The organism is Geminocystis sp. NIES-3709, from assembly GCF_001548115.1.
In the GTDB taxonomy this organism is placed as follows: domain Bacteria; phylum Cyanobacteriota; class Cyanobacteriia; order Cyanobacteriales; family Cyanobacteriaceae; genus Geminocystis.
This window is the reverse complement of the sequence record NZ_AP014821.1, coordinates 2,056,836-2,080,370: the sequence shown is the minus strand read 5'-3', so window position 1 is coordinate 2,080,370 and position 23,535 is coordinate 2,056,836. Positions and strand designations below refer to the sequence as shown.

At 33.9% G+C, this 23,535-nt stretch carries 19 protein-coding genes and 2 tRNA genes; 16 read left to right on the top strand and 5 right to left on the bottom strand.

The annotated features are described in order from the left end of the window. The first annotated feature begins 3 nt into the window (after nucleotides 1-3). The 3 genes from hemC to pheT all read left to right on the top strand — a co-directional run bounded on the left by hemC (nucleotide 4) and on the right by pheT (nucleotide 5,057). On the top strand, nucleotides 4-963 hold the full coding sequence (hemC, locus tag GM3709_RS08900) for a hydroxymethylbilane synthase (protein WP_066118438.1): 960 nt from the start codon (nucleotides 4-6) through the stop codon (nucleotides 961-963). Nucleotides 964-1,041: 78 nt separating this feature from the next. After that, nucleotides 1,042-2,325: a glutamate-5-semialdehyde dehydrogenase gene (proA, locus tag GM3709_RS08895; RefSeq protein WP_066118436.1), complete on the top strand. Its 1,284-nt coding sequence runs from the start codon at nucleotides 1,042-1,044 to the stop codon at nucleotides 2,323-2,325. 254 nt (nucleotides 2,326-2,579) lie between these two features. Then, nucleotides 2,580-5,057 carry a phenylalanine--tRNA ligase subunit beta gene (pheT, locus tag GM3709_RS08890; RefSeq protein ID WP_066118434.1) on the top strand — a complete coding sequence of 826 codons (2,478 nt, stop codon included), beginning with the start codon at nucleotides 2,580-2,582 and terminating at the stop codon, nucleotides 5,055-5,057. 269 nt (nucleotides 5,058-5,326) lie between these two features. Here the strand turns inward: pheT and GM3709_RS19095 are convergent. Further along, nucleotides 5,327-6,069, bottom strand: a protein-coding gene (locus tag GM3709_RS19095) for an IS1 family transposase (protein WP_396229706.1) whose coding sequence is annotated in 2 segments (ribosomal slippage) — nucleotides 5,327-5,728 and nucleotides 5,731-6,069 — 741 coding nt in all. Because the reading frame shifts where the segments join, the coding sequence is not laid out codon by codon here. A gap of 305 nt (nucleotides 6,070-6,374) precedes the next feature. On the opposite strand from GM3709_RS19095, the gene GM3709_RS08875 reads away from it, so the two are divergent. Then, nucleotides 6,375-7,214, top strand: a complete 840-nt coding sequence (locus tag GM3709_RS08875) for an IS5 family transposase (protein ID WP_082712913.1) — start codon at nucleotides 6,375-6,377, stop codon at nucleotides 7,212-7,214. A gap of 328 nt (nucleotides 7,215-7,542) precedes the next feature. Here GM3709_RS08875 and GM3709_RS08870 read toward each other — a convergent pair whose 3' ends face one another. Further along, entirely contained in the window at nucleotides 7,543-8,415 is an 873-nt protein-coding gene (locus GM3709_RS08870; RefSeq protein ID WP_066118429.1) for a 6-carboxytetrahydropterin synthase, read from the bottom strand. Between the two features lie 333 nt (nucleotides 8,416-8,748). Here GM3709_RS08870 and GM3709_RS08865 point away from each other — a divergent pair, with 333 nt between their 5' ends. The 4 genes from GM3709_RS08865 to trpA all read left to right on the top strand — a co-directional run bounded on the left by GM3709_RS08865 (nucleotide 8,749) and on the right by trpA (nucleotide 12,311). Further along, complete coding sequence (locus tag GM3709_RS08865; protein ID WP_066118427.1) at nucleotides 8,749-10,623, top strand: PP2C family serine/threonine-protein phosphatase; 1,875 nt, start codon at nucleotides 8,749-8,751, stop codon at nucleotides 10,621-10,623. A gap of 14 nt (nucleotides 10,624-10,637) precedes the next feature. Continuing rightward, nucleotides 10,638-10,889 carry an NAD(P)H-quinone oxidoreductase subunit L gene (ndhL, locus tag GM3709_RS08860; RefSeq protein WP_066118425.1) on the top strand — a complete coding sequence of 84 codons (252 nt, stop codon included), beginning with the start codon at nucleotides 10,638-10,640 and terminating at the stop codon, nucleotides 10,887-10,889. Between the two features lie 79 nt (nucleotides 10,890-10,968). Continuing rightward, nucleotides 10,969-11,277, top strand: a complete 309-nt coding sequence (locus tag GM3709_RS08855) for a DUF3007 family protein (RefSeq protein ID WP_066118423.1) — start codon at nucleotides 10,969-10,971, stop codon at nucleotides 11,275-11,277. 242 nt (nucleotides 11,278-11,519) lie between these two features. Continuing rightward, complete coding sequence (gene trpA, locus GM3709_RS08850) at nucleotides 11,520-12,311, top strand: tryptophan synthase subunit alpha (RefSeq protein WP_066118421.1); 792 nt, start codon at nucleotides 11,520-11,522, stop codon at nucleotides 12,309-12,311. 145 nt (nucleotides 12,312-12,456) lie between these two features. Here trpA and GM3709_RS08845 read toward each other — a convergent pair whose 3' ends face one another. Beyond that, nucleotides 12,457-13,287 carry a hypothetical protein gene (locus tag GM3709_RS08845; protein ID WP_158506710.1) on the bottom strand — a complete coding sequence of 277 codons (831 nt, stop codon included), beginning with the start codon at nucleotides 13,285-13,287 and terminating at the stop codon, nucleotides 12,457-12,459. 181 nt (nucleotides 13,288-13,468) lie between these two features. Here GM3709_RS08845 and GM3709_RS08840 point away from each other — a divergent pair. Continuing rightward, nucleotides 13,469-13,540, top strand: a tRNA-Gln gene (locus GM3709_RS08840). Between the two features lie 329 nt (nucleotides 13,541-13,869). On the opposite strand, the gene GM3709_RS08835 is transcribed toward GM3709_RS08840, so the two are convergent. Then, nucleotides 13,870-13,941: transfer RNA gene (locus GM3709_RS08835), tRNA-Val, on the bottom strand. A gap of 45 nt (nucleotides 13,942-13,986) precedes the next feature. Here GM3709_RS08835 and GM3709_RS08830 point away from each other — a divergent pair. From GM3709_RS08830 to GM3709_RS08815, 4 genes are all read left to right on the top strand, one after another. Beyond that, on the top strand, nucleotides 13,987-14,550 hold the full coding sequence (locus GM3709_RS08830) for a metal-binding protein (protein ID WP_066118417.1): 564 nt from the start codon (nucleotides 13,987-13,989) through the stop codon (nucleotides 14,548-14,550). Between the two features lie 53 nt (nucleotides 14,551-14,603). Beyond that, nucleotides 14,604-15,428 carry a nucleoside triphosphate pyrophosphohydrolase gene (gene mazG, locus GM3709_RS08825; RefSeq protein WP_066118415.1) on the top strand — a complete coding sequence of 275 codons (825 nt, stop codon included), beginning with the start codon at nucleotides 14,604-14,606 and terminating at the stop codon, nucleotides 15,426-15,428. 132 nt (nucleotides 15,429-15,560) lie between these two features. Then, on the top strand, nucleotides 15,561-17,012 hold the full coding sequence (locus GM3709_RS08820) for a GTP-binding protein (protein WP_066118413.1): 1,452 nt from the start codon (nucleotides 15,561-15,563) through the stop codon (nucleotides 17,010-17,012). A gap of 159 nt (nucleotides 17,013-17,171) precedes the next feature. After that, the gene (locus GM3709_RS08815) at nucleotides 17,172-18,128 is read left to right on the top strand and encodes a PhoH family protein (protein ID WP_066118411.1); all 957 of its coding nucleotides are present in this window, start codon (nucleotides 17,172-17,174) and stop codon (nucleotides 18,126-18,128) included. 49 nt (nucleotides 18,129-18,177) lie between these two features. On the opposite strand, the gene alr is transcribed toward GM3709_RS08815, so the two are convergent. Then, the gene (alr, locus tag GM3709_RS08810) at nucleotides 18,178-19,335 is read right to left on the bottom strand and encodes an alanine racemase (protein ID WP_066118409.1); all 1,158 of its coding nucleotides are present in this window, start codon (nucleotides 19,333-19,335) and stop codon (nucleotides 18,178-18,180) included. Nucleotides 19,336-19,475: 140 nt separating this feature from the next. Between alr and GM3709_RS08805 the strand changes: the two genes are divergently transcribed. The 3 genes from GM3709_RS08805 to GM3709_RS08795 all read left to right on the top strand — a co-directional run bounded on the left by GM3709_RS08805 (nucleotide 19,476) and on the right by GM3709_RS08795 (nucleotide 23,535). Further along, a complete protein-coding gene (locus GM3709_RS08805; RefSeq protein WP_066118407.1) occupies nucleotides 19,476-19,931 on the top strand; it encodes a DUF29 domain-containing protein in 456 nt (151 codons plus the stop codon). A gap of 272 nt (nucleotides 19,932-20,203) precedes the next feature. Continuing rightward, nucleotides 20,204-21,817 (top strand): citramalate synthase, encoded by a 1,614-nt coding sequence (cimA, locus tag GM3709_RS08800; RefSeq protein WP_066118404.1) that lies wholly within the window; start codon nucleotides 20,204-20,206, stop codon nucleotides 21,815-21,817. Between the two features lie 62 nt (nucleotides 21,818-21,879). Beyond that, nucleotides 21,880-23,535, top strand: a complete 1,656-nt coding sequence (locus GM3709_RS08795; protein WP_066118402.1) for a DUF6930 domain-containing protein — start codon at nucleotides 21,880-21,882, stop codon at nucleotides 23,533-23,535.

Here is a 23,535-nt window from a genome sequence, read left to right as displayed (position 1 = left end):
TATATGACTGCAACTATTGATAATGAGCGTACTATAGTCATTGGAACTCGTAAAAGTCAACTAGCGTTAGTACAAACTTATTGGGTAAAAAAAGAATTAGAAACTTATTTTCCTAGTGTGGAATTTGAAGTGGAAAAAATGAGTACTCAGGGAGATAAAATTCTTGATGTAGCGTTGGCGAAAATTGGAGATAAAGGATTATTTACCAAAGAATTGGAATTAGGAATGATTAATAATGAGGTGGACTTTGCTGTACATTCCTTGAAGGATTTACCGACAAATCTCCCTGAAGGTTTAATGTTGGGTTGTGTAACCGAAAGAGTTAACCCTGCCGATGCCTTGGTGGTAAATGAAAAACATAAAGATAAACAGTTAGAAACTCTCCCTGAAGGTTCAGTAATTGGGACATCTTCTCTTCGTCGTTTAGCTCAATTACGTCATCACTTTCCCCACTTAACTTTTAAAGATGTGCGAGGAAATGTTAACACTCGTCTTGGTAAATTGGATGCTGGAGAATATGACGGTATCATTCTTGCGGTAGCAGGTTTAGAAAGATTGAGTATGGGCGATCGAATTCATCAAGTAATACCGCCCGATATTTCCCTTCATGCAGTAGGGCAAGGTGCTTTGGGGATTGAGTGTCGTATTGGAGACGATTCTGTCTTAGAAATCATTAAATCCATCGAACACGCTGATAGTCGTGATTGTACTATGGCAGAAAGATCTTTTTTAAGAGTATTAGAGGGTGGTTGCCAAGTGCCTATCGGAGTCAATAGCAGTATTGATGGCAACAATTTAACCTTGACGGGAATGGTAGCTAGTTTAGATGGAAAACAGTTACTTAAAGATAGTGTAACAGGCGATCGAAGCAACCCTGATGAAATTGGCTCACAATTGGCTGAAAAATTAAAACAACAAGGTGCAGGGGAGATTTTAGCGGCAATTATCGCTGAAACCCGATAATAAAAAGTAAATAATAATGAGCAATTAATATAATAACCCATTGTTCATTGTTTATTGTTCATTGTTCATTTTTAGTATATGTCTGAATTACAAAAATTAGCTCAAAAAACCCAAATCGCAGCACGAGAGTTAGGAATATTATCTGAGTCCGCCAGAAATGAGGCTCTGAACTCGATCGCTTCTGCCCTTGAAAAATATCAAAAATACATAATTACAGCTAATGAAATCGATTGTCGTGAGGCAGAGGGAGTAATATCTTCTTCTCTCTATGCTCGTTTGAAATTAGGTGAATCTAAATTAAAAAGTGCGATCGCAGGGGTACGAGATGTGGCTAAATTAGCTGACCCTATCGGTATGGTATCCTTAAAAAGAGAGTTAGATGAAGGTTTAGTTTTACAACGAGTTAGTTGCCCTTTAGGAGTTTTAGGGGTAATTTTTGAAGCGCGCCCCGATGCCCTTATACAAATCACCAGTTTAGCTATCAAGTCAGGAAATGGAGTGATTTTGAAAGGTGGCAAAGAAGCCTTACAAACTTGTAGTAGTCTAGCTAACATTATTCAAGATGCCTTAAAACAAACACAGGTTAACCCCAATTCGATACAGTTGTTAACCACTAGAGAAGAAATTACGGAATTACTATCATTGGATCAGTATGTGGATTTGATTATACCTCGTGGATCGAATGAATTTGTCCGTTATGTCCAGGAAAATACCAAAATTCCCGTTTTAGGCCATGCTGATGGCATTTGTCATCTGTTTATTGATTCTGATGCGGATTTACATCAAGCTATTAATATCACTGTTGACGCAAAAACTCAATATCCAGCCGCTTGTAATGCGATCGAGACTTTATTAATTCATCGTAGTATAGCAGATAAATTTTTACCCAGTATTGCCCAAGCCTTGAAGGATAAGGGTGTTGAGTTAAGAGGAGATGAAGCCACTCAAAAAATTATCGATTGTCAAAGTGCAACTGTTGAAGATTGGAAAACAGAATACAGTGATTTGATTTTAGCAATTAAAATTGTGGATGATTTGAACACTGCCATTGACCATATCAATTATTATGGCTCAAAACATACCGATGCGATCGTCACGAATAATCAACAAAATGCAGAAATCTTCATGAATCAAGTTGACTCGGCAGGAGTATATCATAATTGTTCTACCCGTTTCGCCGATGGTTTCCGTTATGGTTTTGGAGCAGAAGTAGGTATAAGTACTCAAAAAATGCCCCCAAGAGGGCCAGTCGGTTTAGAGGGTTTAATTACTTACAAATACAAATTAATGGGTAATGGACAAATAGCCGCAACCTATAGCGGAGAAAATCCAAAAGCCTTTACTCATATTAATCTTACTTAGATATAAAACTTTAAGTTTGGAGAAGTTATAGAGTACGATCGACATTAATAACCAGTGATATTATTACAACGTATTTTACGTCAAAAAGATAAAATAATTTTCCCTAAAGAGTTAACTAACTTAGTATTCATAACCGATTACTATAAAAATTTATAAAACTATCATATCAATTTCAAGTTATTCGTTGTTTACTCACGATCGAAATTCATTAATAATAGGAGATTAGCTTATGTACAGTAACTTGATATAAAAAAATGCGTATTTCATTTAATTGGTTAAAAGAATTAGTTGACATCACCATCACCCCCGAAGAATTGGCAAAAATCTTGACAGTTGCCGGTTTTGAAGTAGAAGACATAGAAGACAGAAGAAAATGGGCGGATGGTGTCGTAGTTGGTAGGGTGTTAGAATGCGATCGACATCCCAACGCTGATAAACTAAGTGTATGTAAAGTGGATATTGGAGACGAAACGCCTTCTCAAATCGTTTGCGGTGCGCCCAACGTGAGAAAAGATATACTTGTACCGGTTGCCACCCTTGGAAGTTACCTACCAAAAATTGACTTAAAACTCAAACCCACCAAATTAAGAGGGGTAGAAAGTAAGGGCATGATATGCTCATTAGCAGAATTAGGCTTGGCAAAAGAAAGCGAAGGCATCAAAATCTTAGAAGACGACTATCAAGTAGGGGAAGATATACGCCCAATTTTAGGCTTAGATGACGTAATTTTAGACATCACCGCTACCGCTAACCGTGCCGATGCTTTAAGTATGGTAGGAGTTGCCAGAGAAGTCGCCGCTTTAACTGGTGGAAACTTACACCTTCCCTCGATTGAAGCAGAATTAAGTCTTACTACTTCCCCCATTACTAAGGGGGGATTAAGAGGGGTTTCGATCGAAGAAACTTCTGCCAGTAGCGCTTATATTGGTACAATAATTGAAAATGTTAAAATTGTCCCTTCTCCTTTCTGGTTGCAATGGCGTTTAGAATCCGCAGGAGTTCGCCCTATTAACAACGTTGTCGATATAACTAACTATATCCTCTTAGAATGGGGGCAACCTTTACACGCTTTCGATCGAACTAAGTTATATAATCTTACCAACAGTGAAGAATTGACTATTGGAGTGAGATTTGCTAACGAAAACGAAACCTTAACCACCCTAGACGGGCAAAAACGCACCCTTAACCCTCAAAATTTACTTATCACAGCCAATAATCATCCCGTTGCCTTAGCAGGTGTTATGGGAGGAGAAGATAGCGAAGTTGATGACGATACTCAACATATTTTACTCGAAGCTGCCTTATTTGAGCCTGTGCCGATTCGTCGAAGTGCTAAAAGTCAAGGTATTCGCACGGAAGCCTCCACTCGTTACGAAAGGGGTGTTAACCAAGTTGAGTTAGAAAAAGCCTTGAATCGTGCTGTTTCTCTTATCCTTGAGTTGGCAGGAGGGGAAGTTGTCGCCCAAGCTATGGCAGATAATCGCCCTGATACTCTTACTAATACTATAGAATTGAGGCTCGATCGAGTTCATCAAGTTTTAGGGAAGGTAATCTCTAAACCTCTCGTAACCGCCCCCTTAAAAGAGGGAGAAATTTTGATGGATATATCTCCTGATGATGTTGTCAGAATTTTGGAAGATTTGGGCTGTAAGTTGGAAGTTAAGACGGAATTTCCTCTTACATGGCTTGTCACTGTGCCTTCTTATCGTTATCGTGATTTAGAGAGGGAAATCGATTTAATCGAAGAAGTGGCACGGTTATACGGTTATGATCATTTTACTGATACTTTACCCGCTCAATCTCAAGTCGGTTATTTATCTTCGCAAGTCCAAATTCAACGGCAAATTAGGGCAAATTTACGAGGCTTAGGCTTAACGGAATTAGTGCAATACTCCTTAGTTTCTCCTGAAAAAGCCCAAATAAAAATCGCTAATCCCCTTTTTAACGAATATTCCGCCCTCCGCAGTAATTTAATTGACGGTTTAATTAATGCTTTTGAATATAACCAAGCTCAAGGAAATGGTTATTTAAAGGGTTTTGAAATTGGACGAGTTTTTTGGTCTGAAGATGGAAATATGAGAGAAGGTGATGCTTTAGGCGGTATTTTAGGGGGTGATTTATATACCGATGGTATCTGGACAAAAAGTGGTAAACCTCAACCCATGACATGGTATGAAGCTAAAGGTATTTTAGAGAGTTTATTTAACAATTTAAAAGCTCCTATTACCTATCAAGCCGATAATGAAGACGATCGATTACATCCGAGTCGTACTGCTAGTTTATGGTTAAATAAGACTAAAATTGGCATTTTTGGACAACTTCACCCCCAACTGCGTCAAGCCAAAGACTTCCCTGATAGTGTTTATGTGTTTGAAATCCAATTAGAGCCATTAATCGCCTATTTAGACCAAAAATATTTAAAAACTCCTACTTTTAAACCTTATTCTACTTATCCTGCCGTCGATCGTGATTTAGCTTTCTTTGCTGACGTTAACCTCACCGTTGCAGATATTACTAACACTATCCGTAAAGCTGGAGGTAAAATCCTTGTGGATGTCAAGTTATTTGATGAATATAAGGGTGCAAACGTAGAAGAAGGGAAGCGTAGTTTAGCCTTTAGTTTGGTATATAGATCGATCGATGGTACCCTAAAAGATACTGATGTTGATCCGATTCATAACAAAATTCGGGAATCTTTAATTAAACAATTTGCAGTAGAATTACGCAGTTAATTAGATAATAATTTAAGGTGTGTTAGCAACAGTTTAACTCACCTATAAAGAGATTTCGACATTGCTGAATTAAGGTATGATTGTTAGCGGGACTTAAACTAAAAATATTAAACTATGAGTCTCAAATCGTTATAAATCAAAGATTTTACATAGATCGATAACTTTTCCTTTTATACCAAGAGTTTCAGCCGTTTTTATGACGTTTACCTAAATCTCTTACTCTGACTGTATTTGAAGCTATTTTTGCACCAAAATTTTTCAAAGTACCGTTAGATAAAGCGATCGCCTTTGGTGGCACTGCACGATCGCACCTCACCTCTATAAGGTATGGGAATATCTTGGAATTTAAAATAATGAATCAAAAGTGAAATTGAATATTTCCGCATTTCGACAGACTTGGAATAGCAAAGGGTTTTTCTCTGTAATCTGGCTAGATAGTGCCTCAATCTCGTATTTTCTCCTTCAACCCTTGTCATATAAGTTTTACTGATGATTTGGTCCCCCTCTGGGATAAAATTAGGATATACCTTCCAACCATCAGTTACATAAAAATAACAATTCCATTGTTTTACTCTTTCCCACAACGGTTGAAATGTTTCTGCACTTCTATCCCCCACAACCCATTCTAAAATGCCTGGTTTAAAGTGATCTACTCCAGTCCATAACCACATTTTGTTTTTTTTGAACCCACAAATGTTTGTAATTCATCTAATTCACCGACTTTAGGTCTGGTTTCGGCTTGATAACTATTGGGCAAAAGCTTTGCCACATCTTTCACCCAATTAATCACGGTAGTATGATGAACTCCTTTTACTCTTTCAATTGCTCGAAAGCCCATACCATTGACATACATTTTTAAGCACTCACTTCTAATCTGATCACTATAACCTCTGGAATTAGATGGTTGTGGATTAATAAACTGTCTACCACAATCAACACAAAGATGATTTTGCTTTCCTCTTTTCATTCCATTTTTGTTAATGTGCATAGAATTGCACTCGGGGCATTTGATCATTTTTTGATTTCTAATAAATTTGATCGCTTTATCTTAAAATCATACCTTAATTCAGCAACGCCCCTGGGTTTTACATTTTATCCGATCGAATGCTAATTTTGTGATCAAAAGTTGTAACAGCGATCGTGAAACGCCGCTGCACGATCGAACCCTGAAAAGAATAAACTATAATTGAAGTAATCCTCAAAAACAATGAACAAAGATTTTATTAGACCTCTTGCAAAATTAAATACGAGATAGGATTAACCAGAATAATCTATAATTTTGGGCGATGGAGGATACCTTAAGTATAAGATTTAATTATGAAACTTGAGAGAATAAAAAAATTAAAGCCAGAAAAGTTTAAAAGGAGATTTGGAGTAAAAAAAGAAACCTATAATCTTTTAGTAGAAATAGTCAAAAAAGAACAAAACAATCACAAAAGAGGAAGGAAAAGCAAATTAACAGTGTCCGAGCAGATTTTAGTAACCTTGGAATATTTGAGAGAATATCGAACTTATTTTCACATATCAGAGTACTGGAATATCTCAGAATCAACGGTTTGTAGAACAGTTCATAAAATTGAAAAAATCTTGCTCAAATCAGGTTATTTTTCCCTAGGTGGTAAAAAAGAATTGATAAAAAAAGAGAATGAAATTAAGGCAGTATTAATAGATGTTACTGAAATAGCAATCGAAAGACCAAAAAAAAGACAAAAAATTTACTATAGTGGCAAAAAGAAGGAACATACATTTAAAGCACAATTAGTAGTTAATAAAGATACCTTGGAAATAATTTGTTATGTAAATGGACGAGGAAGAGAACATGATTTTAAAATTTTTAAAAACAGTAGATTACCATTAAGTGAAAAAATAAAGTGTTTAGTAGACAAAGGTTATCAAGGTATAGAAAAAATTCATAAATTAAGCGAAATACCAAAAAAGAAAACAAAAAAAAGAAAGTTAACCCAAGAAGAAAAAAGAAAAAATAGAGAGTTAAATCGACAAAGAATCGTAATTGAACATGTAAATAGAAAACTTAAAATATTTAGAATACTATCAGAAAAATATAGAAATAAAAGAAAAAGATTTGGGTTAAGATTCAACTTAATTGCGGGAATTTATAACTATGAAATAGTGAAAAAAGACATAGCTATTATTTAAGAACTATATTAAAGAATCCAGTAAATTAATTTGTGTATTTTATCGCCAATGGGTATTTACTTTCCTAGGTTGAGAATTATATAAGCAAGAATTATGATTAACTGTATAAAGGCACTTATTTTCTTTAATTAAATTAAAGGCGATTGCTAATATTTTGTCTTATCCTATCATCTTTTTATGTTCATTATAATTTTGCAAGAGATCTATTATAGAGAATCAAAGAAATCTCCGTTGTTTTCCTGTCTTTCTGTCTTCCTGTGTTTTCATGATCTGTAAACTTTTAACTTACTATCTTGTATTGACTGATTATGATTTTCTAAAAAGTCATTTATACTAAAGCAGGCTGTAGAGTAGATTCACTTTTCTTTTCGTTAGTTAAACTTAATTTACGACAAAAAATTTCACAAGAGTTATTAGGACTTTCAATTAACTTAACTTTATCAAGTTCAGCACCTAATTTACTGATAGGCTCTTGTAATAATTGAGCAATATAAACTGCTATATTTTCTGCTGTCGGCACAACTTCTGCAAAATAAGGAATATCTTTATTGAGAAAAGTATGATCAAAGGGTTCAACTATATAATCATCAATTACTTTTTGTAAAGCAACTAAATCAATAATCATACCTGTACGAGGATCCATTTCACCCGTTACCGATACTTCTAAATGATAATTGTGTCCGTGACCATTGGGACGGGCGCATTTACCATAAATTTCGCTATTTTCTTCAAAACTTAACTCCGGTAAAGCAAGACGATGTGCTGCGCTAAAATGAGTTTGAACCGTTAAAGTAGCTTCCATATTATTTCCTTTATAATTAACCCAAAGTTGAGAATGTTCGTATAGTTGTATATCTACTAACGGTAAATGAGGAGATAAACGTTCCCATATTACCTTAGCAATATTTTCAGTGGTAGGTAAAGTTTCTTGAAATTCTACCCATGTATCATTGAGATAACTGTAATCTAATTGGCTAGTAACTTCCTGTTTGATAACTTTTTTCACTTCAGAAAGATTTTGTACCATGCCATATTTATCTAATTCTCCGATAATAGACACATATAGGAGGTAATTATGTCCATGACCTGGAAAACGACTATTTGCCCCAAAACGGGCTTGATTTTCCTCATCGGATAATTCTGGCAACCAATAACGGTGACTGGCACTGAATTTCGCCCTACGATTAACGATACATTCCATATACTGAATAGTTGTAAGTAATTTTTACTTTAAAATTCCTATACTAATCTATCATTTTTTACTTTCTTTTTAATATCTGTAATAATCTTAATGGTAATCAAAAAAATTAAAAATGTGGATGTAAAAAGTATGAAAGTGGACAATCATTTTTACCACATCAACTAATATTTAAAAATTCTGATATTCTTCTTTTTTTGTATAATCTTCTATCTCTTACCTTTATTAATAAAACCTTTGTGATTAGTTGATCTGAATGGTAAACAGAAAGGTTATGATTTAGATAACTATTGATTCTTTATCTAACTTAAGCCTTTTAATCAATTCCCTTGAATTATGACTAATACGATCGCAAAAATTAAATGTGTTAACAAAAGATGTAATAATTTCAATCTTTTAGAGGATACTTTTTGTAATCGATGCAAGACTCCTATCGTTAAACGTTACTTGAGAATTGAGGGAAATTTAGAGAAAGAATATCCATTGGGAGTGTTAATTAGCGATCGTTTTTTTGTATGTTCTCAGAATATAGTAATTGATACAAAACCAGATTTATCTCCTATTTTTCCAGAAAATGTTCCCGAAGAAGTTGTACCTTATTTAAAATTATTTTCTCATCGTCTTCATGTACCACAAATATACGGCTTTGTGGACGACAACTTTGATAAATGGTTATTAGAGTATGAAAGCATACCTCTCAATGAAAAAGGATATTTAATCCATCCCGACTTATTTCCTTCCATTGGACTTAGTCTATTTAAAGCATCATCATTAAGACAAGTCAATTGGTTATGGCAATTAGTTTTACTGTGGACACCTTTGGCAAAACAAAACGTATTATCGAGTTTATTAGAGCCTAAAAACATAAGAGTAAGCGGTGGAATTATTAAATTGATTGAATTAATCCCCGATAAAGATTCTACTCCAACGTTAAAAGATTTAGGTGATTTGTGGGTAAATTGGATTACAAGATTAAATCCTCTAATTCAAGATGTTATGGGAAAAATTATCTTATCTTTACAAGAAAATTTATTTGATAATCCTAGTAGTGTTTTAGATATTTTAGATCAAATTTTGTATATTTTAGGTAATAATTATTATCAAAGAAAATTTAAGTTAATTACCGTTACAGATCCGGGTAAAAGAAGAAAAAACAATGAAGACTCCTGTTATCCTCCGACTGATCATCTCAAGGAAATTAATTCAGGTATTGATACTTTAACAATGGTTTGTGATGGTTTAGGTGGTCAAGAAAAAGGAGAAATTGCTTCTCATTTAGCCATTGAAATTATGCAAAAAGAGCTAGAACAAGATTATAAAAAAACTCTAAAAGAAACTCTAAATAATAAACATTGGACTCCTTTAATTGATTCAAAAAAAATCCTTAAAGCAGTTTCTAAAGCTAATGATACGATCGCTAGAATAAATAATAAAGAAAAGCGAAAAGATCGAGAACGCATGGGAACTACGGTTGTCACAACAATGGCGATCGCTCATGAAGTATATTTTGCCTATGTAGGAGACTCTCGTATATACTGGATTACTGGAGATAGTTGCCATCAAGTAACTGTAGATGATGATTTAGCCACGAGAGAAGTGCGTTTAGGATATGGATTTTACAGACAACTTATTAGTAATCCTCAAACTGGTGCGTTATTACAAGCCTTGGGGATGGAGTCTTCTCGTCGATTAAAAGTACATATACGAAGATTTGTCCTAGATGAAGATAGTGTATTTTTATTGTGTTCTGATGGTTTATCAGATTTTGAAAGAGTAGAACAATATTGGAAATCTGAGGTATTGCCTATTATTAGCGAAGGAGTAAATGTAGAAGAAGCGGCACAACAAATCTTAAAGATCGGTTTACAAAAAAATGGTCATGATAATATTACGATCGGTCTTCTGCAATGTCAAATAGAGGAAAAAAATCCAGAAGATTACGAAGGGAAATTAACATGGGCATACTTACAAGAAATTATCCCCGAATTGCCTCAACCACAAGGAAACCTAAAATTAGATAAAATTTCCAAGAAAAAGACATCAAACTCGATCAATTTTCCTTTTTCAAAATCCACATTAATAGTAATTATTAGCTTAATTGTAGTAATAATCGGATTAATTTTTTGGTATCACAATAAATCATCTCAAAACAAATCTATAAACAGAGACATGATTTATAGTAACCTAGAGATAAAGAATCAAGTTGTATAACAACCTCAGTCATTATGGAAAATTTATTAAACATAGAAAATATCGACTTAGAAACCATTATCACGGGTATTTTATACTTAAGTCTTAGTGGTTTATATTTATTAGTAATCCCCGCAGGAGTGTATTTTTATCTTAATCAACGTTGGTATGTAGCTAGTTCCTTAGAGCGCGCTTTTATGTATTTTATGGTTTTCTTCTCTTTCCCCGGAATGTTGTTATTAAGTCCTTTCCTCAATTTTCGCCCTCGTCGTCGTCAAATTAGTTAAAGTGTTTTTCAAAAAGATTTCATAAGACAAGAAGACAGGTTTATAAGTAGATAAGAAAATTATTTATAAAAATAATCACATGAGAAGAATTGATGCTATTTTAATCGCCTTGGGAGTGTTTTTCATGGGCGGTTTAATTTATTTTATCTTTCAATCGATCGGATTAGATGCCACTAAAGCCGGTATTTGGAGTCAAGTCTTATTAGTTTTAGGCTTAATTGGTTGGGTATTAACCTATTTATTCAGAGTTTTCACTAACAATATGACTTACCACAAACAAGTTAAAGATTATGATGATGCTTTTTTCGCCAAACAATTAGAAAAAATGTCTCCTGAAGAAATTGCAAAACTCATGGAAAATTCTGAATCAGAAAATTCTGGAGTATAAATAATTGAGCTCATCTAACATCCATTGACCACAATTTAAAAGACAATAAATTATCATTAATTATTTGTTTCTTTAGGTTGTTTTTTCAATCACTTATAACCTAAAATCATCAATTCGATCGAGATCAATCTATACAATATCCCTAGTAAATAAATTTTACAGCTAATAGTCAAAGTCTCTGTGCATCGACTTACAAGAAGAATTTCTATTATCCAACTATTCACTATCAATTATTCACTATAATGATTTCAGTTTCTCAACGTTTTAAGCAACTTAAGCAAAACTCTCAATGTGCCTTAATTCCTTTTATTACAGCAGGAGATCCAAATTTGGAAACCACTGCAAAAGCGATCAAAATATTAGCCGATCGAGGAGCTGATATGATTGAATTAGGTGTACCCTATTCTGATCCTTTAGCTGATGGCCCTGTAATTCAAGCCGCCGCTACCCGTGCATTAAAAAAAGGAGTTTGCTTAAATGATGTCCTCAACATCATCAAAAATGTCAAAGTTGACATCCCCATTATTTTATTTACTTACTACAATCCCATTTTCCATCGAGGAGTAGAAAAATTTATCTCTACTATTGCTGATGTTGGAGTTAAAGGTTTAGTCGTGCCAGATTTACCCCTAGAGGAAGCAGAAAGTTTTTTAGAAATTGCTCAAAATTATGGTATCGAGGTAACTTTATTAGTTGCACCTACTTCTCCCATAGAAAGAATTGAACAAATTGCCTTAAAGTCTCAAGGTTTTATTTATCTTGTCAGTGTTACTGGAGTAACAGGAATGCGATCGCAAATAGAAAGTCGAGTAGAAGATTTAATTAGCAAACTTAAAACCGTTACGGATAAACCGATCGGAGTAGGTTTTGGTATATCTGAACCATCCCAAGCCCTGCAAATAAAACAATGGGGGGCAGATGGTGTCATTGTAGGTAGTGCATTCGTGAAAAAATTAGCTAACCCCGATCCAGAAATAGGCTTACAAGAAATGGCAAACTTGTGTCATGATCTCAAACAAGCTATTATCAATTAATACTACTATTCTACCTTTAACGAAGATCTTGCATGACAACAAAAACACTTAATAAACAAAGTATATTAAATCAGTTTTAAAATCAATTTTTATCACTTTTCCCTCTCTTTACCAAGAATTTATGATAGAAGTGCAAGATCGGAGTTTAAAATATTGTGAGATTATTAAGATTATATTTATTTTTGATATTATCTAATTCTTCATAAGGAGTTATGCCATTAGACAATATCCAATAAGTGGATGATACTGGTTTTTTATGGGCGGCAATCACATCATGCACGATCGCTATTTTTCGTTTTTCTTCAAATAACTTATGAGAAAAAATATAATCTATACCCCAACCACTAATACTTTCATAAAAAAATTCTTTACTTTTTAAATAACCATAATTAGAAAAAAAAGGCATCATTGTTTCAACAAAATTTGATTCTTTAATTATATAACCCGGCTGATGAAGTAAATGAGAAAAACTAAAATAACTATCAAGAGATAAACTGGGTTGAAACAAATCCAAATTAAAAATATCTGCAATAAATAACATTTTATTTATATCACTTACACACAGAAATATATCGTGATCAAGAAAACCATAATAAGCAAAATTATCAGGTAGTTTTTCTGAAAGTATTTGCAGAATATGTCCTTTTCCTTCTGTTTTTTCAGAATAATAATAACTAATGGGATGAGAAAATTTTGGAGTATAGTTTTCTCCAGTAAAATCAAAAAGACAGATATTAAATTGAGGTATTTCGTCAAAATAAATAGGTATAGGTTGATTCTTTTGAATATTAATAGTAATTAAAGCGGAAAACTGATTTGGATTTTCTCGATATGTTAATTGACAAAGTCTCTGACGAGTTTCATCTAGTAAATTTTGAAATTCTATAATATTGGGTTTTTGTTTTAGTACAAAAAGACAAGTTTTTTCTACGTTGTGATACTTTCCTTGTTTAAAATCATTTATCGTCCTTTTCAAGACATCCTTAACCAATATACCTGTCATTTTTGTTCTATTACACTTAATAAAATTATTTCTAAATAATATAGATTATTGATCCGTGATCGATCGATTATATTTCCTAATTCTTAAAAAAGATTAAATTAACCCTTGACAAATGAATTAATCCTTTGCTATATTAATAAATGTGTCAAATCAATGGGATGTCGCCAAGCGGTAAGGCAGCGGGTTTTGGTCTCGCCATTCCTAGGTTCGAATCCTAGCATCCCAGTATTTTCTGTCTAAATATTTCTATCATTAACAGTTTTAAATGTTTTTTCAATTCTGTGTAGCAATAGAGTCAATCTTCAATCACTACAGGACATTTTCATAATGTATAACAAATACGGAAAACCTTAAAATATCTCATCAGACTTCTTCTCTTTCTCACTTGATACTGTGATAAACCTAACCACCCCTTGATTTCTTGGTTGGTTTGCACATTATGATTTATCCATATTAAAACTGCTATAGAGCAAATCCAGGGTAAAATATATTTACCGTAAACGAAAAACCTTAATAACTTAACTAAAATGTTAAAGTGGACAATTTATAAATAAATGGGCGATACTGGATTTGAACCAGTGACGTCCTGCTTGTAAGGCAGGCGCTCTACCGCTGAGCTAATCGCCCTTAATCACATTTTCCATTATAGCAACTAACAAAAAAAAATGCAAGATGCCTTCGGGAAAAACTCACGATCGAATAACATGGTATTGTTTACCAGTAATTATAGCCCTTTTTTTGATCATCACAAGACAGTTAGATTTAACTTTACTTGCTAGTTTCGGCTTTATCTTTAGTGGTTTAATGTTTGGTCCTGATTTGGATATTTATTCGGTACAATTTCAACGTTGGCGATTTTTAAAGTTTATTTGGCTTCCTTATCAAAAAACTCTCAAACATCGATCGATTTTTTCCCATGGTTTTATCATAGGTACGATCGTAAGAATTTTATATCTTAGTCTAATATTGTTCATTGTAGCTATTTTTCTTATCTCCATCGGTCAATTAATTTTCGGGTTTTCTTGGCATTGGCAACATTTCATCATTGGTAATTATCAAGCCATCAAAAATCATTATTGGCAAGAAGTATTATCTTTATTTATCGGTTTAGAATTAGGTGCGATGAGTCATTACTTAGCTGACAGTATTGGTAGTTGGTGGAAATCCAAAAATAAGTCTTCTCCTCGTCGAAAAAAAGTCAAAGGGCAAAGGGCAAAAGGCAAAGGGCAAAGGTAAATTAAATCGTTTTTTGTTATATTATTCACTATTCCTGATTTTTGATAAAAAATATGAATGTAAGTGAATCAATTAATCATCAGATTCTCAAAGCATTAGATAAATTAATTCAAGTTGTCGCACAATTACGATCACCTGATGGGGGTTGCCCTTGGGATTTAGCTCAAACTCAACAATCTTTGATACCCTATATCATCGAGGAAGCCTACGAAGTGGTAGATGCCTTACATTCAGATAATCAAGAAGCTATTGCAGAAGAATTAGGAGACTTATTGTTGCAAGTAATTTTACAAGCACAAATTGCCCAAGAAAAAGAGTATTTTAATTTAGAAGATATAGCAGAAATAATTACAGCTAAATTGATTCGTCGTCATCCCCATGTTTTTGGAGATTTACAAGTAGCCGATGAAGCAGAAGTTCACCATAATTGGGAGAAGATTAAACAACAGGAAAAAGAAGAAAAAAAAGAGTCCAATTTACTTAGTGATAAACTTAAAACTTATACTCGTAGTTTACCACCTTTAATGGCTAGTGAAAAAATTTCTAAACAAGCGGCAAAAGTAGGGTTTGAATGGGAAAATGCTGAAGGTGTTTGGGATAAATTTAGGGAAGAATTAGGAGAGTTTCAAGAAGCTATTGCTAATGATAATAAACAACACGCCACCGAAGAATTAGGCGATTTATTATTTACGATCGTAAATATTGCTAGATGGTATAATTTAGATCCCACTATTGCTTTACAAGGAACAAATAATCGCTTTATTAAGCGTCTTTCTTTAATGGAAAAATTTGCAGATAAACCTTTAGAAAACTATAGTATTTTAGAATTAGAATCCCTGTGGCAAAAAGCAAAAAAACAGTTATCTATTTATAGTTAATAACAAAAATTTGACCTTTTCTAATTCAATCCTCTTCCCTTAAAGGTAGAGGTAACTGCCAATTGTCCATTGTTGAATGCTATATGATAGTAAATATCAGATTAGAGTTTTTAGACTTTTAGCGAAAAAAATATGACGGAATGGCAATGGCAAGAGGAAGACTGGGAAAATACTATTCTTGATTTTGCTCATTTGCAAGGAGAAATTAACTATAAACAAGCTCAAGAATCTCTACAAAATATATTACTTAATCTTGACCTTAAAGAAGAAGAAAAGCAAGGCTTAGAAACAGATATTGAGCATTTAACCCAAATGTTACAAAAACTAGAAGATTCCGTGATTTCCATTGCTGCTTTTGGTATGGTTGGCAGAGGCAAATCCAGTGTTTTAAATGCTTTAGTTGGTCAAGAAATTTTTATTACAGGTCCTTTACATGGTGTCACTCGTGCTATAGATCAAACTAATTGGCGCTTAGATAAGGAGAATATCGGCGATAGTGAACAAAAAGTACAAAGGTTAATTAAGGCGGTGGAAAATGTCCAAATTCAATTGATAGATACTCCCGGTATTGATGAAATTGATGGAGAAACAAGGGAAATTTTAGCCCATCAAATCGCTTCCCAAGTGGACTTAATTTTATTTGTGATTGCAGGAGATATAACTAGAGTTGAGTTTCAAGCCTTATGCCAATTAAGGGAAGTGGGAAAACCCATGTTATTAGTTTTTAATAAAATTGATCAATATCCAGAAGTCGATCGAGCAGAAATTTATTCTACCATTAGGGATGTAAGGGTGAGAGAATTATTATCTGCTGATGAAATTGTGATGGTGGCCGCTTCTCCTTTAATTGCTACAACGGTAAAAGATAAAGAAGGAAAAGTTAAAATTATTCGTCAACGGGGAAAACCGCAAATTGATGATTTACAACTAAAAATTCTGCAAATTCTCCATCAAGAAGGTAAATCTTTAGTGGCATTAAATACTATGTTATTTACGGGAGAAATTAACGAAAAATTAGTACAACAGAAAATTATTTGGCGAGAAGCAGAAGCCCAAAAAGTTATTCAAAAAACTGTTATGACAAAAGCAACTGCGATCGCACTTAATCCCGTTACTGCCTTAGACTTATTTACAGGAGCGATTATCGATGTTGCGATGATATTAACTCTTTCTCATCTTTACGGTATTCCCATGACTCAACAAAGTGCCATCAAACTGTTGCAAAAAATCGCTTTTAGTTTAGGAGGAATTACAGCTAGTGATATTTTAGTAACATTTGGCTTAAGTTCTCTCAAAGGTTTATTAGGTTTAGCGACTCCTGCCACTGGTGGTTTAAGTCTCGCACCTTATATTTCCGTAGCTATTACTCAAGGAGGAGTTGCAGGAGTTTCCACTTATATCATAGGACAAGTAACAAAAGTATATCTTGCCAATGGAGCATCATGGGGAGAAAATAGTCCCTTAACAGTAGTAAAAAACATTATCAATTCTCTCGATGAAACTTCTATATTGAATCGTATTAAATGGGAATTGAAAGCAAAATTAAGCAAAAAAATTCATCAAGCAATTAGAGAGAAGAGTTAGGATTTAGGAAAGAGGAGTTAAAAGAAATAATTGAACTAACAATTTTTGCCTATTTAACCTAATGCCTAATACCGAATACCTAACACCTTTTATCTAAATCAATTATTATTAGTATTCCCTTTTCCCTTTTCTTTACCGATAATTTTATAATTCACAATTATGACTGAAGATACTCAAACTATTGCATTACCGAATGTTGCTAGTGCAATCGCCTTAGCAGGTACTCAAGAAGAAAATTTAAAATATATTGCCCGTCATACAGGCGCAAATTTAGTATTACGAGGTCAAGATTTGGTGATTTATGGTAAAGCTAAACCAGTGCAAAGAAGTTTGGATGTCATTTATTCTCTTAAGCCTTATTGGAGTGAAGCTAAGGCTTTAACTCAGCCCGATATTATGACTGCTTTTCAGGCTTTAGATACTGGCAGAAGTGAAGAATATCAAAATATTCAACAAGAAGTATTAGCCAAAACCCGTAATGGAGAATTAATTCGAGCAAAAACTTTTCGTCAGAGACAATACATAAAAGCTATTCAACAATATGATATTACCTTTGGAATTGGCCCGGCTGGTACAGGTAAAACTTTTTTAGCGGCGGTGTTAGCAGTACAAGCGTTATTAAAAGATGAATGCGATCGACTTATCTTAACACGTCCGGCGGTGGAAGCAGGAGAAAGATTAGGATTTCTTCCGGGAGACTTACAACAGAAAGTAAACCCTTTTTTGCGCCCTCTTTATGATGCCTTATACGAGTTTATTGATCCCATGAAAATTCCCGAATTGATGGAAAAAGGTAAAATAGAAGTAGCACCATTAGCATATATGAGAGGAAGAACCTTAAGTAACGCTTTTGTTATTGTCGACGAAGCACAAAATACTACTCCTGCACAATTGAAGATGGTGTTAACTCGTCTTGGTTTTGGCTCAAAAATGATCGTTACGGGAGATATAACTCAAACAGATTTACCATCTCATCAACAATCAGGATTAGTGGTTGCCACAAAAATTCTTAAAAATGTGGAAGGTATCGGTTTTTGTTATTTAACTCAAGCAGATGTTGTACGTCATCCTTTAGTACAAAAAATAGTCGCCGCTTATGAAGCCAATAATACTTAACCTCTTTTTATAGTTCACTCAGGTGAATTCGATGTAGGAAACTTTTATCTTAATCATCAATTTTTTTGTGATAATTTATTCTAGGAAGACGATGTTTAAAACTACACAATATTTCCCATGAAATTGTGCCGATCGAGTTTGCCCAATCATCAGCACTAATCTCTAAATCTTCATCTTTTCCAAGTAAAGTAACAATTTCTCCTACTTCTAAATCAGGAAAATTAGTAATATTTAACATTAATTGATCCATGGTAATATTACCAATTTGATCCACAAATTGACCTCTAATTATTACTTTCATTTTATTAGATAATAGACGAGGAATACCATCAGCGTAACCAATTCCCACAATGGCTATTTTTGTGAGACGATCGCACACAAAAGTATGCCCATAGCTGACACCAGTATTAGGTAATAAAGTTTTTATTTGAGTAATACGAGCTTTAACTTCAAGAGTTGCTTGTAACTTGACTTTCTGGTGTAAGTGAGGGGCAGGATAAACACCATACAAAGCCAAACCGATTCTTACCATATCATAATGCAAAGCTCGATCGCTCAAAGCACCAGCCGAGTTAGCCAAATGTAAACAAGGAGTTTTGATACCATTAGCTTTTAAAGCCGAAATTGCTTCCTCAAAACGAGAATGCTGTAACTCCATTATAGAAGTATTAATATCATCTGCTGTTGCCAAATGAGAGTAAATACTTTTAATCTGAAATTGAGGAAATTGTTGAACATATTGCACAAAATCTACTGCATTATGCCAATGAGTACCCAGTCTTGACATTCCCGTATCTAGTTTTAGATGCACCAACAAAGTGGCATTTAAACAAGAAAGAGTTTCCGCAAAAACAAAAGCCTGAGATGGTGTACACAAAGTTGGCTCAAGATTATACCGAACAATCTCTTTTACTTCATCTGCTGTATTAATCGCTCCTAAAATCATAATTGGTGCATTAATTCCCGCTTCTCTTAATTCTATGCCCTCGGTTAAAGTTGCGATCGCTAAATAATCAACACCAGCATTTAAAACAGTTTCAGCTACTTTTATCGCCCCATGCCCATAAGCATCTGCTTTAATTACGGCCATTAATTGAGTATTAGATGTTAAAAAATTTTTTAATTCTTGTACATTATTCCTTAAGGCTTGATGATTAATATTAACCCATGCTCTTTGCTGTGTAATGGGGGATGATATTTGTTCCATATTAGGAGTTATTAGTCAGTAGAGAAAAATAAGATAGATTCGAGTATTAAACTGTTTAAGAATATTATTATAATAAAGTTATCGTAGTCAAAGCAAGGTTAAGAAATTCTCAAAATCTAAATTTTATTTATAATCTTAATATGATGATAAGTACTCAAGAAAAATTAAAAAAATTATATGAGATAGATGATAGTTTGTGGTTAGAAAAAATTATCAATTTACTTAAAGAAAATAGATTAAATGAATTAGATTTAGACAATTTAATAGAGGAATTAGAAAGTTTGGGTAAAAGAGATAAATTAGCTGTTTCTAGTTTATTAGAACAAATTATGAGACATCTCCTTTTGATAGAATTTTGGGAAAATGAATATGATAGAAACTATCGCCATTGGAAGGCAGAAATAACAGGCTTTAGAAATCAATTAAATAAAGGATTAACTACTAATTTAAAAAACTTTTTAATCCATAGTTTAGATGAAATTTATCAAGATGCTCTCGAATATGTAGAAACAAAATCAAATCTTAATATTTTTCCGTTACAATGTCCTTACACGATCGAACAACTATTAGATAAAAATTGGTTTCCCGAAAGATAACATTAAAAATATGAGTCGTGAATATAATTATCTTTAATTAGCAGTTAGGGATTAGCAATTAGCAATTAGTTATCAGCTATTGTGAAGTTAAATTTCTGATCAACATTAGTAATTGATTACTTATTCTTTAACAGCTAACAGCTAAAAACTAACAGTCAACAGCTAATCGCTTTAATTAAAAGTATCTAAAATTCTCACAAATGATTTAGAAATGCTATATATAGTTAAGATAGTAATAAGCTATCTTCTGAAGATTCATAACAAAAGTAACAATGAGTGATAAAAAAGTTTGGTTATACGATACCACATTAAGAGATGGAGCTCAAAGAGAAGGTATATCTTTATCCTTAGCAGATAAATTAAAAATTGCTCGAAAACTTGATGAAATGGGTATCCCTTTTATTGAAGGAGGGTGGCCTGGTGCTAATCCTAAAGATGTACAATTTTTTTGGCAATTAAAAGAACAACCTCTCAAACAAGCTCAAATTGTTGCGTTTTGTTCTACCCGTCGCCCCCATGAATCTCCAGAAAACGATCGACTTTTAAAGGCTATTTTAGCGGCAAATACCCACTGGGTGACAATTTTCGGCAAATCTTGGGATTTACACGTCATAGAGGGCTTAAAAACCTCTTTGGATGAGAATTTAGCGATGATTCAAGATACGATCGAGTACTTACGATCGCAAGGAAGACGAGTAATTTATGATGCCGAACATTGGTTTGATGGTTATAAAAATAATCCTGAGTATGCCCTTTTAACTCTTCAGTCCGCCATTAAAGGGGGGGCGCAATGGTTAGTTTTTTGTGATACTAATGGCGGTACTTTACCTCACGAAATTACTCAAATTGTCTCGGAAGTAGTTAACAAACTGGATCTTGATTTAGATGATCCTCAAACTCCCCAATTAGGTATTCATACTCATAATGATAGTGGTACTGCGGTAGCCAATGCCATAGCCTCGGTATTGGAAGGAGTAAGGATGGTACAGGGTACTATTAACGGTTATGGAGAAAGATGCGGTAATGCTAATTTATGCACTTTAATTCCTAATTTACAGCTAAAATTAGGCTATAAATGCCTAGAATCGGAAGAATTGACTCAATTAACCATGAATAGCCGTTTAATCAGCGAAATAGTCAATCTTGCTCCCGATGATCATGCTCCTTTTGTGGGACGATCGGCATTTGCTCATAAAGGTGGTATTCATGTATCAGCAGTAGCCCGTAATCCTTTAACCTATGAACATATAGAACCAGAATTGATCGGCAACGAAAGAAGGATTGTAATATCAGAACAAGCAGGATTAAGTAATATTCTTTCTAAAGCTAAAACTTTTGGGATTAAATTGGAAAAAAATGATCCTATTTGTCGAGAGATTTTACAAAAACTGAAAACCCTCGAAAGTGAAGGTTATCAATTTGAAGCAGCGGAGGCTAGTTTTGAATTATTATTACGATCGAGTCTCAATCAACGAAAATCTTTATTTACCATCAAAGGATTTCAAGTTCATTCCGATATTTCGATCGAAAATGACACTCCCTATACTCATGCTTTAGCCACGATCAAAATAGTAGTAGATGGAAAAGAATTACTCGAAGTCGCCGAAGGAAATGGCCCTGTATCGGCGTTAGATCAAGCATTGCGTAAAGCGTTAATCAAATTTTATCCCGAAATAGGTAACTTCTATTTAACTGATTACAAAGTTCGTATTCTTGATGGTGCGTCTGGAACTTCTGCAAAAACAAGAGTCTTAATCGAATCGAGTAACGGAGAAGAAAGATGGACTACATTAGGAGTATCTACAAATATTATTGATGCTTCCTATCAAGCAGTGGTAGAGGGTATAGAATATGGTATCCTAATGAATGTAGAATGTAGAATTTAGAATGTAGAATTTGGAAATTTTCTTCTCGTTTTTTTTCCTCAGACATCGAACTATTAAATAAAATGAACTCTTTACCCGAAAGCACTAAACACAGATTACAACGTATTCCCCAAATTCCTCATGTGTGGGAGGGCGATCGTCTTCCGATTACAGGGATGATGGATAATCTTGAGCCAGAATTGGCTAATAATGGGGAATGTATTATTTGGGTGGATGGTTCAGAAGGTTTTGTTCGATCGATGGAAGTTACAAGAGTGAATACTGGGCCAGAAGCCATCGTTAGGGCATTATTAAAAGCGATCGAAAGTCCCCACAATCCGGCGACACCGGCTAGGCCACAAAAAATAGTTGTAAAAGATAGGGAATTACAATTTTTTTTGCGAGGAGTATTACAAGGTTTAGATATTGTGGTAGATTATCAACCAGAATTACCCCTTTTAGATGAGTTGTGGCAGAACTTTCAAAATATACGCCCAGACTTAGAAACCAAAATCCCCCCAGAATTATCCTCCGCTTTAGTAGAAGAAGCCTTAAGCTCTATTTGGGAAGAACAACCCTGGTACATTTTATCAGAAGAAGAAATTATTACGATCGAGATCAATAATTGGGGAATTAAAAATCTCTATGCTTGTGTGATGGGAATGTTAGGACAGGAGTTTGGAGTAGTTTTATATCGCTCAGTGGAATCCCTCAAATCATTTCGTCAAAGAGTATTAGATTTAGGAGAGTCTCCCGATGATGAAGACTTGGAATCGACTTTTTTACAACAAGACTGTTGGTTTATTAACTTTTCCCAAGGAGAAAACGAAAAAAAAACCACCGATTGGGATGAATTTTTAGAAAGTGACGTAACTCCGATTTTTGGTAGCATTCATCCCTACGAAGGAATTAGACCATTAAAAGAAGAAGAAGAAGTCTATCCTATTTATATTGCCATGAAAGCGTTAGGAAGATTTATCGATGAATGTGAGGAAGAATTAGCCGAAGAAGATATTGGTTTAATTAGTCGTGATTACACTTTAGAAGCACCTCTTGAAGATTCATGGTTAAACGTAACTGTCAGCACCATGCCAGAATTAACTGCTGAATTTCACAGTATGATTGATGATGATGATGATTTCGATTTTGACGATGACGATGACGATGACGATGATGATGATGATAACGCTGTTCAAGATGATTTAATACCTGCTGGTACATTAGTCTCACTAGGAAGAATAGATCAAGATATATTTTTGAATCATTTAAAAGATAAATCTTTAGGACATATTCCAACGAAAATATTTGAGAAAATTAAAAATAAACCAAAAAAAGATTTTTTACCCGTTATCTTATTACAAACAACTCGACCGAAAGCACAAGTAATTATCGAAAAATTAAAAGATGAAGATGGGATATTACAGGTAACTTTTAACGAAGGTTATGATCCCTATGATGATGAAACCTATACTTTAGGTATTCTTAAAACTAAACAGGAGACTTGTTACGTTTTCGCTCAATTTAGTTTAGATAAAGATGATTCTTTTCCCAAAAGATTGCAAACATGGGAAAAAGATGTGAGTAAATTTCATGGATATTGTGGGATTGTTATTGCTATGGGTGCAACTGGATCTTCTCGTGGTGAGCCTCAACGCAAAGATCTCTTATATCTATTCTACGGGGAATTAGTTAAGAGTGAGGAATTGGGTTTTAGCCGATTGATATTACAAATGGATTAA

What these genes read in the sequence shown, in the direction of transcription:
- hemC (WP_066118438.1), top strand. Translation starts at nt 4, where the DNA reads ATGACTGCAACTATTGATAATGAGCGTACTATAGTCATTGGAACTCGT.
- proA (WP_066118436.1), top strand. Translation starts at nt 1,042, where the DNA reads ATGTCTGAATTACAAAAATTAGCTCAAAAAACCCAAATCGCAGCACGA.
- pheT (WP_066118434.1), top strand. Translation starts at nt 2,580, where the DNA reads ATGCGTATTTCATTTAATTGGTTAAAAGAATTAGTTGACATCACCATC.
- GM3709_RS08875 (WP_082712913.1), top strand. Translation starts at nt 6,375, where the DNA reads ATGAAACTTGAGAGAATAAAAAAATTAAAGCCAGAAAAGTTTAAAAGG.
- GM3709_RS08870 (WP_066118429.1), bottom strand. Translation starts at nt 8,415, where the DNA reads ATGGAATGTATCGTTAATCGTAGGGCGAAATTCAGTGCCAGTCACCGT.
- GM3709_RS08865 (WP_066118427.1), top strand. Translation starts at nt 8,749, where the DNA reads ATGACTAATACGATCGCAAAAATTAAATGTGTTAACAAAAGATGTAAT.
- ndhL (WP_066118425.1), top strand. Translation starts at nt 10,638, where the DNA reads ATGGAAAATTTATTAAACATAGAAAATATCGACTTAGAAACCATTATC.
- GM3709_RS08855 (WP_066118423.1), top strand. Translation starts at nt 10,969, where the DNA reads ATGAGAAGAATTGATGCTATTTTAATCGCCTTGGGAGTGTTTTTCATG.
- trpA (WP_066118421.1), top strand. Translation starts at nt 11,520, where the DNA reads ATGATTTCAGTTTCTCAACGTTTTAAGCAACTTAAGCAAAACTCTCAA.
- GM3709_RS08830 (WP_066118417.1), top strand. Translation starts at nt 13,987, where the DNA reads ATGCCTTCGGGAAAAACTCACGATCGAATAACATGGTATTGTTTACCA.
- mazG (WP_066118415.1), top strand. Translation starts at nt 14,604, where the DNA reads ATGAATGTAAGTGAATCAATTAATCATCAGATTCTCAAAGCATTAGAT.
- GM3709_RS08820 (WP_066118413.1), top strand. Translation starts at nt 15,561, where the DNA reads ATGACGGAATGGCAATGGCAAGAGGAAGACTGGGAAAATACTATTCTT.
- GM3709_RS08815 (WP_066118411.1), top strand. Translation starts at nt 17,172, where the DNA reads ATGACTGAAGATACTCAAACTATTGCATTACCGAATGTTGCTAGTGCA.
- alr (WP_066118409.1), bottom strand. Translation starts at nt 19,335, where the DNA reads ATGGAACAAATATCATCCCCCATTACACAGCAAAGAGCATGGGTTAAT.
- GM3709_RS08805 (WP_066118407.1), top strand. Translation starts at nt 19,476, where the DNA reads ATGATGATAAGTACTCAAGAAAAATTAAAAAAATTATATGAGATAGAT.
- cimA (WP_066118404.1), top strand. Translation starts at nt 20,204, where the DNA reads ATGAGTGATAAAAAAGTTTGGTTATACGATACCACATTAAGAGATGGA.
- GM3709_RS08795 (WP_066118402.1), top strand. Translation starts at nt 21,880, where the DNA reads ATGAACTCTTTACCCGAAAGCACTAAACACAGATTACAACGTATTCCC.